General features: G+C 70.7%; 1 protein-coding gene and 1 pseudogene. Both read right to left on the bottom strand.

The window, feature by feature from the left end; genetic code table 11:
• Nucleotides 1-36: 36 nt before the first annotated feature.
• Nucleotides 37-4782 carry a type I polyketide synthase gene (locus ACWDNU_RS14360; RefSeq protein WP_449669182.1) on the bottom strand — a complete coding sequence of 1582 codons (4746 nt, stop codon included), beginning with the start codon at nucleotides 4780-4782 and terminating at the stop codon, nucleotides 37-39.
• Nucleotides 4767-9773 (bottom strand): annotated as a pseudogene (locus ACWDNU_RS14355) (SDR family NAD(P)-dependent oxidoreductase); the annotation flags it as partial. The pseudogene ACWDNU_RS14355 and the gene ACWDNU_RS14360, both read right to left, overlap by 16 nt.
• Nucleotides 9774-9972: the final 199 nt, after the last annotated feature.

Raw genomic sequence — 9972 nt, 5'->3', positions numbered from 1 at the left:
TGGAGAACCTCTTGTCGCAGAATCAAGGGCGGGTGGTCAGGCGCCGAGCTCGTCGTCGATGAGGGCGAACAGTTCGTCGGTGGTGGCCGCTTCGAGCGCTTCGGAGCCGGATTGGCCGCCGGACAGCGTCTGGTGCAGCGCGGCGACGACCGCCTGCAGCCGGGGCAGGATGCGGGACCGGTCGATCTCCGCGGCGTCGAGCGCGGCGGCCGCCGCTTCGAGCCGGTCGAGCCCGGCTTCGAGCGGGACCTCCGTCTCGCCCGCGCACAGCTGGCTCCACAGGTGCTCGGCCAGCGCCTGCGGGTTGACGTGGTCGAACGCGACCGTGGCGGGCAGCTTCAGCCCGGTGCCGGCGCCGAGCCGGTTGCGCAGGTCGACGGCGGTCACCGAGTCGAAGCCGAGTTCCTTGAACGCTCGCGCGGGTTCGACCGCGCCGCCGTCGTCGTACCCGGCGACCGCGGCGACTTCGCCGCGCACCAGGTCCAGCACGGTCCGGCGCTGTTCGGCCGGGCTCAGCGACGCCAGCCGGGTGGCGAGGTCGCCCGCGCCCACCGGCTCGGCGTCGGTCTGATCGGCCGCCGCCTCGGGGATGCCGCGCAGCAGCGGGCGGGGCCGGGCGAGCTGGTAGACCGGCGCGAACGCGGCCCAATCGATGTCCGCGACGACCAGTTGGGACTCGTCGTGGTCGAGCGCCTGGCCGAGTGCTTCGACGGCCAGCCGCGGGTCCATCTCGGCCAATCCCATGCGGCGCAACAGATCGCTCGCATCCGCGTCGACCATGCCGCCACCGCCCCAGGAACCCCAGGCCACCGCGGTCGCGGTACGCCCGGCCGCACGACGGCGGCGAGCGAGCGCGTCGAGGTAGGCGTTGCTGGCGCCGTAGGCGGGCTGGCCGGAGGTGCCCCACACCGCGGCACCGGAGGACATCAGGACGAACGCGTCGAGTTCGGTGTCGCCGAGCAGCCGGTCGAGCAGCGCGGCCCCGGTGACCTTCGCGCGGATTGCGGCGGTGAACTCCTCCGGCGTGACGTCGGCCAGCGCGGGTTCGCGGGTCAGCACTCCGGCGGCGTGCACCACGGAGGTCGGCGGGTACTCGGCGAGCAGCTTGGACAACGCTGTCTCGTCGGCAACGTCGCAGGCCACGACGGTGACGCGGGTGTCGGACAGCTCCTCGACCAGCTCACGCGCGCCTTCGGCCTCGAGGCCGCGACGGCTGGTCAGCACCAGGTGTTCTGCTCCGCGAGAAGCGAGCCAGCGCGCGACATGGCCGCCGACCGCTCCGGTGCCGCCGGTGATGAGCACGGTGCCGCGCGGCTGCCACGGCTCGGCGACGTCCGAGCCGAGCGGGGCGTGGACCATGCGCTTGGCGAACACTCCGGACGGCCGGATCGCGACCTGGTCCTCGTCGTTGATGCCAGAGACGACGGCGGCGAGCTTCGCCGCGTCTGATGCGTCCGTGACGTCGATCAGGCCGCCCCAGCTGCCGGGCTGGTCCAGGGCGACCACGGTGCCGAGGCCCCAGACCGACGCGGCTTCGGGGTCGGCGTCGGAGAAGGCGTCGACTGCCACCGCGCCTCGGGTGACGACCCAGGCCGGAGCGTCGATCTCGTTGTCCCGCAGGGCTTGCAGGAGCGCGATGGTGGTGAGCGTCGGGTTCTCGGTGAAGGCGAGCAGCGACAGGACGCCGTCGAAGGGGCGAACTGCGGTTGCCTCGCCGAGCAGGTCGGCCAACGCGGTGCGGGTGTAGTCGGCGGCGACCAGGCGGACAACGTCGCCTTGTTCGGCCAGCGCGTCCGCCAGGTCGGTTGCTTGCGTGACTCCGGCGGGGACAACGATCAGCCAGCTGCCGGTGAGTCCGCTGGTCACTCCGGAGAGCGGCGCCCAGGACACGCGGTACCGCCAGGAGTCCACCGTGGACAGTTCGGTGCGGCGGCTGTGCCAGGCGGCCAGTGCCGGGACGACCTCGGCGAGCGGGCCGGTTCCGACGCCGAGCCTTGTGGCGAGCGCGTCTACATCGCCGCCGGTGACGTCCTGCCAGAACTCCTGGTCGGCTACCGGGGTCGCCGTTTCCGCGGTGGCGGCTTCTTCCTCGTGCCAGAAACGCTTGTGCTGGAACGGATAGGTCGGCAGGTCCACGATTTGGCCGCCGGGGACCAGCGAGAGCCAGTCGACCGAGCCGCCGCGGACCGAGTACTCCGCCATCGAGGTCGCGAACCGGGTCAGGTCGCCCTCGTCGCGGCGCAGGGTCCCGACGACCGAGCCGGTGTGCCCGGTTTCGTCCAGCGTCTCCTGGATGCTCATCGCCAGCACCGGGTGCGGGCTGATCTCGATGAACCGGGTGTAGCCAGCCTCGGCGAGCTGCGCGACGACCGGGGCGAACCGGACCGTGCGGCGCAGGTTGGCGAACCAGTACGCGGCATCCACAGTGGACTCTTCGACCGCGTCAAGGGTGACCGTGGAGGTCATCGCGACCTCGCCGCGCTTCGGCTGAATTGGGCCGAGATCGGCGAGCAGCCGGTCGGAGAGGTGTTCGACGTGCGCCGAGTGCGACGCGTAGTCCACCGGGACCAGCTTGGCGCGGAAGCCTTCGGCCACCAGCTGGTCGCGCAGCTCTTCGAGCGCTTCCGTGTCGCCGGACAGCACCGCGGACGTCGCGCCGTTGTCGGCCGCGACCGAGATCCGGCCGTCCCACGCACCGAGCCGCTCTTCCAGCTCGGCGGCCGGGAGACCAGCCGCGAGCATGCCGCCACCGCGTCCGCCAAGGATGTCGCCGATCGCCTTGCTGCGCAGCGCAACCACCAGCGCACCGTCCTCAAGCGACAGTGCACCTGAGACAGTCGCCGCGGCGATCTCGCCCTGCGAGTGGCCGATCACCATGTCCGGCTCGACGCCGTGCGCACGCCACAGCGCGGCCAGCGAAACCATGACCGCCCACAGCATCGGCTGCACGACGTCGACCCGGTCGGCCGGCGGGGTACCCGGTTCGCCGTTGAGAACGGAGATGACCGACCAGTCGGTGAACTTCCGCAGCGCGGTGTCGCATTCGGACATTCGGGCGGCGAAGGCCGGGGACTGCTCGATGAGGTCGAGCGCCATGCCAGTCCACTGTGAACCCTGGCCGGGGAAGACGAAGACCGTCCGGCCACGCACGTCTGCGGTGCCGGTGATCACGTCCGGACGGGAAGCGCCGGAAGCCAAGGCGCGCAAGGCTTCCTCGGCCTGCTTGCGGTCCTGTGCGACGACCACCGCGCGATGGTCCAGCGGCGCGCGACCGGCGACGAGCGTGTGCACGACGTCGGCGAGGTCACTGTCCACTTGAGCCAGTTGCCCAGCGGACTCGGCCAGCGCGGCCGGAGTCTTCGCTGACAGAGCCAGCGGGTAGACGGGTGCCGATACGGGAGTGGTCTCCTCGGCGACCGGAGCCTGTTCCAGGATCACATGCGCGTTCGTCCCGCTCACGCCGAACGACGACACCGCCGCCCGCCGCGGCCGGTTCACCTCGGGCCACTCCTGCGGTTCAGTGAGCAGCTCGACCGCGCCGGACGTCCAGTCCACGTGCTTCGACGGCGTCCCGACGTGCAGCGTCTTCGGCAGCCGAGCATGCTGCAGCGCCTGCACCATCTTGATCACGCCCGCAACGCCAGCGGCGGCCTGCGGGTGGCCCATGTTCGACTTGATCGACCCGAGCAGCAACGGCGCACCACTGCTGCGCTGGCCGTAGGTTTCCAGCAGCGACTGGGCTTCGATCGGGTCGCCCAGAGCAGTTCCGGTGCCGTGTGCCTCGACAGCGTCCACATCGGACAGCGAAAGCCCAGCATCCACGAGTGCGGCTTCGATCACGCGAACCTGCGAAGGACCGTTGGGCGCGGAGAAACCATTGCTGGCCCCGTCCTGGTTCACGGCCGAACCACGCAGCAGCGCGAGCACCCGGTGCCCGTTGCGCTGCGCGTCGGAAAGCCGCTCCAGGACCAGAACGCCGACGCCTTCCGCCCACGAAGTACCGTCGGCGTCGTCGGAGAACGACTTGCTCCGGCCGTCCGCCGCGAGACCGCGACGGCTGCAGAAGTCCACGAACATCTCCGGCGTGCCCATCACCGCGACGCCGCTCGCCAGCGCGAGCGAGCAGTCGCCGCGACGCAGCCCTTGCGCGGCCATGTGCAGCGCGACCAGCGAAGACGAGCACGCGGTGTCCACCGACACCGACGGTCCTTCGAGGCCGAGAGTGTAGGAAACCTGGCCGGACACGAGGCTGCCGTCGGGGCTGCCGCCGCTGTAGTCGTGGTACATCACGCCGGCGTAGACGCCGGTCGAGCTGCCCTTGAGCCCGTGCGGGTCGAGCCCGGCGCGCTCGAACGCCTCCCAGGACGCTTCGAGCAGGATCCGCTGCTGCGGGTCGGCGCGGCGGGCGTCGCGCGGGCTGATGCCGAAGAACTCGGCGTCGAAATCCGCTGCGTTGTACAGGAAACCGCCGTGCCGGGTGTAGGTCTTCCCGGGCCGCTCGGGCGTCGGGTCGTAGACGCCCTCGATGTCCCAGCCGCGGTCGGCCGGGAACTCCCCGATCGCGTCGCGGCCCTCGTCGACGAGGTCCCACAGGTCGTCCGGCGTCCGCACGCCCCCGGGGTAGCGGCAGCTCATGCCGATGATGGCGATCGGCTCGGTGTCGCGCGCCTCGAGCTCGTGCAGCCGGCGGCGGGCCTGCTTGAGATCGGCCGTCGCACGCTTCAGGTAGTCGCGGAGCTTGTCCTCGTTGCTCATGGTCTGCCCGTTCATGAGATGCCCAATTCGTCGTCCAGGACGGCAAACAGCTCGTCGTCGGTGGCCTCGTCCAGATCGGCTTCGGTTTCGGCTCCGGCGTGCGCGTCGGCCCACTTGCGCACCAAGGCGTCCAGCCGCGCGGTGACCTTCGCGGTCGACCCGTTCAGCGTTCCGGCCGCGCCCCCGAGGAGGGTTTCCAGCCGGTCGATCTCGGTCAGCAGCGGCTCGGCCGGACCGCGGCCGACGCCGAGCAGTTCGTGCAGCCGCCGGGCCAGCGCGGCCGGAGTCGGGTGGTCGAACACGATGGTCGCGGTCAGCTTCAACCCGGTGCGCGCGCCGAGCTGGTTGCGCAGCTCGACGGAGGTGAGGGAGTCGAAGCCCATCTCCTGGAACGCGCGTTCCGGCTCGACCGCCGCGGCGTTCGCGAAGCCGAGGATCGCCGCGACCTGCTCGGACACCAGGCCCAGCAGGTACTCCTCGCGTTCGGCCTCGGGGACGGTCGCCAGCCTGGTCGCGGCCGGTGCCTTTTTGGCTGGGCGGCGAACCATGTTCCGGAGGACCGGCGGGAGGTCGTCGGTCCGGGCGCGCAGTGCGGCTTGGTCCAGGCGGACCGGCGCGAGCACGGGTTCGGTCGACGCGAGGCTGGCGTCCAGCAGAGCAAGCGCTTCGGCGGTCGCCATCGGCGGCGTGCCCAGGCGGCGGAGACGACGGAAGTCCGCTTCGGACAGTTCGCCCGCCATGCCGCCGTCCTCGGACCACGCGCCCCAGCAGAGCGAGGTCGCCGGAAGTCCTTGTGCGCGACGGTGTTCGGCCAGTTCGTCGAGGAAGGCATTGGCCGCGGCATATCCAGCCTGGCCGGCCGCGAGGACCGTGCTGGCGGCCGACGAGAACAGGACGAACGCGTCGAGGTCGCTCGTCAGCTCGTGCAGGTGCCAGGCTCCGTCGACCTTCGGGGCGAAGACGCGGGCGGTTTCTTCCTCGGTGAGCGTCTCGACTCGGCCGGCCGACGGTACGCCCGCCGCGTGGATGACCGCGGAGAGCGGGCCGGTCTTAGCGAGCAGCGCCCGCACCGACTCCGCGTCGGTGACGTCGCAGCTTTCGATCGCGACCGTCGCGCCTCGGGAAGTCAGCTCGTCGCGCAGCTCGGCCGCACCGGGAGCGTTCGCTCCCCTGCGACTGGTCAAGACGAGGTTCCGCACGCCGTGCTTGGTCACGAGGTGCCGGGCGACGACGGCACCGAGTCCGCCGGTACCGCCGGTGACCAGCACCTTGTCCCAGTTCAGTTCGGTCGGTTCCGCAGTGACGGTGGTGAATCGCGGAGCGAAGACCTGGCCGTCGCGGACTGCGGTCTCCGGCTCACCGGTGGCCAGCGCGGTCTCCGGGTCGCCATCGACCAGGGCGAAGCGGCCGGGGTTCTCCGCCGCAGCAGCCCGGACCAGTCCCCAGGCCGGGGCGAGCGCCGGATCGACGTCCTCACCGTTGACGGACACCGCTCCGCGGGTGACGACCGCGAGGCGACCGTCTCCGTCGAGATTTTCCTGGATCGCGGCCAGCACCTTCGCGGCGACGGCGCGCGCGGCTTCCGGCACTCGACGCCCCGAAGTGGACACCTCGAGGATCCGGAAGTCGTGCTGTTCGCCGATGTTCTCGACGGACTCCCACTTGACGCGGTACAGCGTGTCTTTCGCCGGGGTCAGCTTGAGCGCCCGTGCGGCGAGTGCCTCGACGGTCAGGACCGGGCCGCCGGTGGCGTCGGCGATCTGCAGGGTGATCGTGTCAGTACCCGCCGGGGCGACTCGGACCCGCAGCGTCGACGCGCCCGGTGAGTGCACTGTGGTGCCGCTGAAGGAGAACGGCAGCATCGGCTCGGCACCGCCCTCCGGGGCCGGGCCGAGGAGCTGCGCGTGCATGGCGGCGTCGAGCAGGGCGGGATGGACGCCGTAGTCGCGGGCTTCGGCACCGTCGGGAAGCGTGACCTCGGCGTAGATGACATCACCGTCTTGCCACATCGCCTGCAGGCCCTGAAAAGCCGGGCCGTAGTCGTAACCGAGCGCGGCGAGGGTCGTGTACGGGTCGTCCAGCTCGACCTTGGTGGCACCGGCGGGCGGCCATTCGGTGAGGTCGAATGACGGAAGTTCTGCATTCGGGGCAACGAAACCGCTCGCGTGCCGGGTCCAGGATTCGGCGCTGTCTGGTCGCGAGTGGACGGTGACCGTGCGACGGCCGTTCTCGTCCGGTGCCTCGACGGATACCTGGATTGCCGCGCTTTCGGTGAGGGTGAGCGGCGCTTCGAGGGTGAGTTCCTCGATGTGCGCGCAACCGACCTCGGCGGCGGCGCGGTGCACGAGCTCGACAAACGCCGTCCCCGGAACCAGGATCGTGCCGAGCACGACGTGGTCGGCGACCCAGCCGACGCTGGTGGTGGACAACCGGCCGGTGAGCACCACCGAGTCGGTTTCCGGCAGGTGGACGACCGAGCTGAGCATCGGGTGTTCGGCGGGCCGCTGGCCGTGCTCGGTCGCGTCGCCGCTGGTCGTGTCTGCGGGGAGCCAGTAGCGGGTGCGGCGGAAGGCGTAGGTCGGCAGTTCGACGCGGCGCGCGCCTGGGTAGAACGCGGTCCAGTCGACCGGGACGCCGCGGGCGTGCAGGGTCGCGAACGCGGTGACAGCCGTCACCGCTTCGCCGCGATCCTTGCGTTGGGACGGGACGAAGGCGAGGGTGTCGTCGTCGAACCCGTTCTGGGCGGCGGCGGTGAGGACTGCGGACGGTCCAATCTCGACAAACGTCCGGACGCCTTCGTCCACCAGCTTCTCGACCCCGGCGTGGAACCGGACTGCGGCACGGACCTGGCGCACCCAGTAGTCCGAAGTGGACAGATTCTCGTGTCCGCCGACAGTCGAGACGATCGGGATTTGCGGCTTCGCGTAGGTGAGCTTCTCCGCCACGACGGCGAATTCGGCGAGCATCGGCTCCATCAGCGGCGAGTGGAACGCGTGCGACACCTTGAGCTTCGAAGACTTCCTTCCGCCGAACTCCGCCACCACTGCGGCAACAGCATCTTCGGCGCCGGAAAGCACCACCGAATCCCGACCGTTGATCGCGGCGATGCTGACCTGCCCGGTCAGATGCGGCGTAACCTCGCCCTCGGTCGCCTGCAAGGCCACCATCGAACCGCCGGACGGCAGCGCCTGCATCAGCCGAGCCCGCGCGCCGACCAACGCCGCCGCGTCCGGGAGCGAGAGAATCCCGGCGACGTGCGCGGCGGCGAGTTCACCGATCGAATGGCCGAGCAGGAAGTCCGGCTTGATCCCCCACGCCGCGAACAACTGGAACAGCGCCACCTCGACGGCGAACAACGCGGGCTGGGTGAAGCCGGTGCGCTCCAGCTCGGCGGCATCGTCGAGGACCGTCTGCAGTGGACGGTCCAGGTGCGGGTCGAGTTCGGCGCACACAGCGTCGAAAGCCTCGGCGAACACCGGGTACTTAGCGGCGAGTTCCTTGCCCATCCCGGCCCGCTGCGCTCCTTGGCCGGTGAAGAGGAACGCCGTACGGCCGTTGGTGCGGCGGTCACGAACCACCTCACGCGTGGCACCGACGAGCACCGCGCGATGGTCGAGCGCGGACCTAGTGGTGGCCAGGGAGAAACCGATATCGGTCGACGAGCCTTCGAGGTCCGAGAGCTGGTTCACTTGGGCATCGAGGGTGTCGGCGCTGTCCGCAGACACCGGCCACGCAAGCACCGGCACCTCAGCTGGCGCGGCGGCCTCCTCGACCGGCTCGGCCTGTTCCACAATCACGTGCGCGTTAGTCCCGCTGATCCCGAACGACGACACCGCGGCGCGGCGGGCGCGTCCGGTCTCCGGCCACGGGCGGGCCTCGGTGAGCAGCTCGACCTCGCCGGCCGACCAGTCCACGTGCGGCGAGGGCGCGTCGACGTGCAGGGTCTTCGGCAGCACGCCGTGCCGGATCGCTTCCACGACCTTGATCACGCCGCCGACCCCGGCCGCGGCCTGGGTGTGTCCGATGTTCGACTTGAGCGAGCCCAGCCACAGCGGCTCGGTGCGGTCCTGGCCGTAGGTCGCGAGCAGCGCCTGCGCCTCGATCGGATCGCCGAGCTTCGTGCCCGTGCCGTGACCCTCGACAAGGTCGACATCCGCCGTCGTCAGCCCGGCCGATTCCAGCGCCTGGCGGATCACTCGCTGCTGCGCGGGTCCATTAGGGACAGTCAGGCCGCTGGACGCGCCATCGGAGTTCACCGCGGAGCCGCGGATCACGGCGAGCACCGGGTGGCCGTTGCGGCGAGCTTCGGAAAGCCGCTCGACCACGAGGACGCCCGCGCCCTCGCCCCAGCCCGTACCGTCGGCCGCGGCGGCGAACGCCTTGCACCGGCCATCGTCGGAAAGCCCGCGCTGCTCGGAGAAATACACGAAAGTTTCGGGAGTGGCCATCACTGTCACGCCGCCGACCAGCGCCAGCGAACAGTCACCGCGGCGAAGCGCCTGCGCGGCCCAGTGGAGCGCGACGAGCGACGACGAGCACGCGGTGTCCACGCTCACCGCCGGGCCTTCGAGCCCGAGCGCGTAAGCGACGCGTCCCGAGACGACGCTGCCAGCGGCGGCGTGTCCGGCGTAGTCGTGGTACATGACGCCGGTGAACACGCCGGTTTCGCTGCCGCGCAACGTCTCCGGCACAATCCCGGCCCGCTCCAGCGCAGTCCACGAGGTCTCCAGCAGGATCCGCTGCTGTGCGTCCATCGCGAGCGCTTCGCGCGGCGAGATGCCGAAGAACTCCGGGTCGAATTCCGCTGCGTCGTAAAGGAATCCGGCCTCGCGCGTGTTCGTGGTGCCGGGCCGCTCGCCGCTGGGATCGTACAGCGTGTCCAACGGCCAGCCGCGGTCCTCCGGGAAGCCGCCGATCGCGTCGGTTCCGGTAGCGACGAGGTTCCACAGGTCCTCGGGCGACGTGACGCCGCCCGGGTACCGGCAGGCCATGCCGACGATCGCGATCGGCTCGCCGGCACGCTCGCGCGTTTCTTGCAGTGCCCGCTTCGCTTCGCGAAGATCGGTCGTCGCGCGTTTGAGGTATGCGAGCAGTTTGCGCTCGTTCTCGCCGCCGGACTGGAAGTCGCTACTCACGCCAATCGCCCCGCCTAACCGCGAAAAAGGGTGGAAAGTGCCACGTCGGGAACGCTACCGACGGCGCTGGCGTGCCCCCACC

It is taken from the genome of Amycolatopsis sp. NPDC003676, from assembly GCF_053587275.1.
This window is presented reverse-complemented; position numbering and strand designations above follow the sequence as displayed.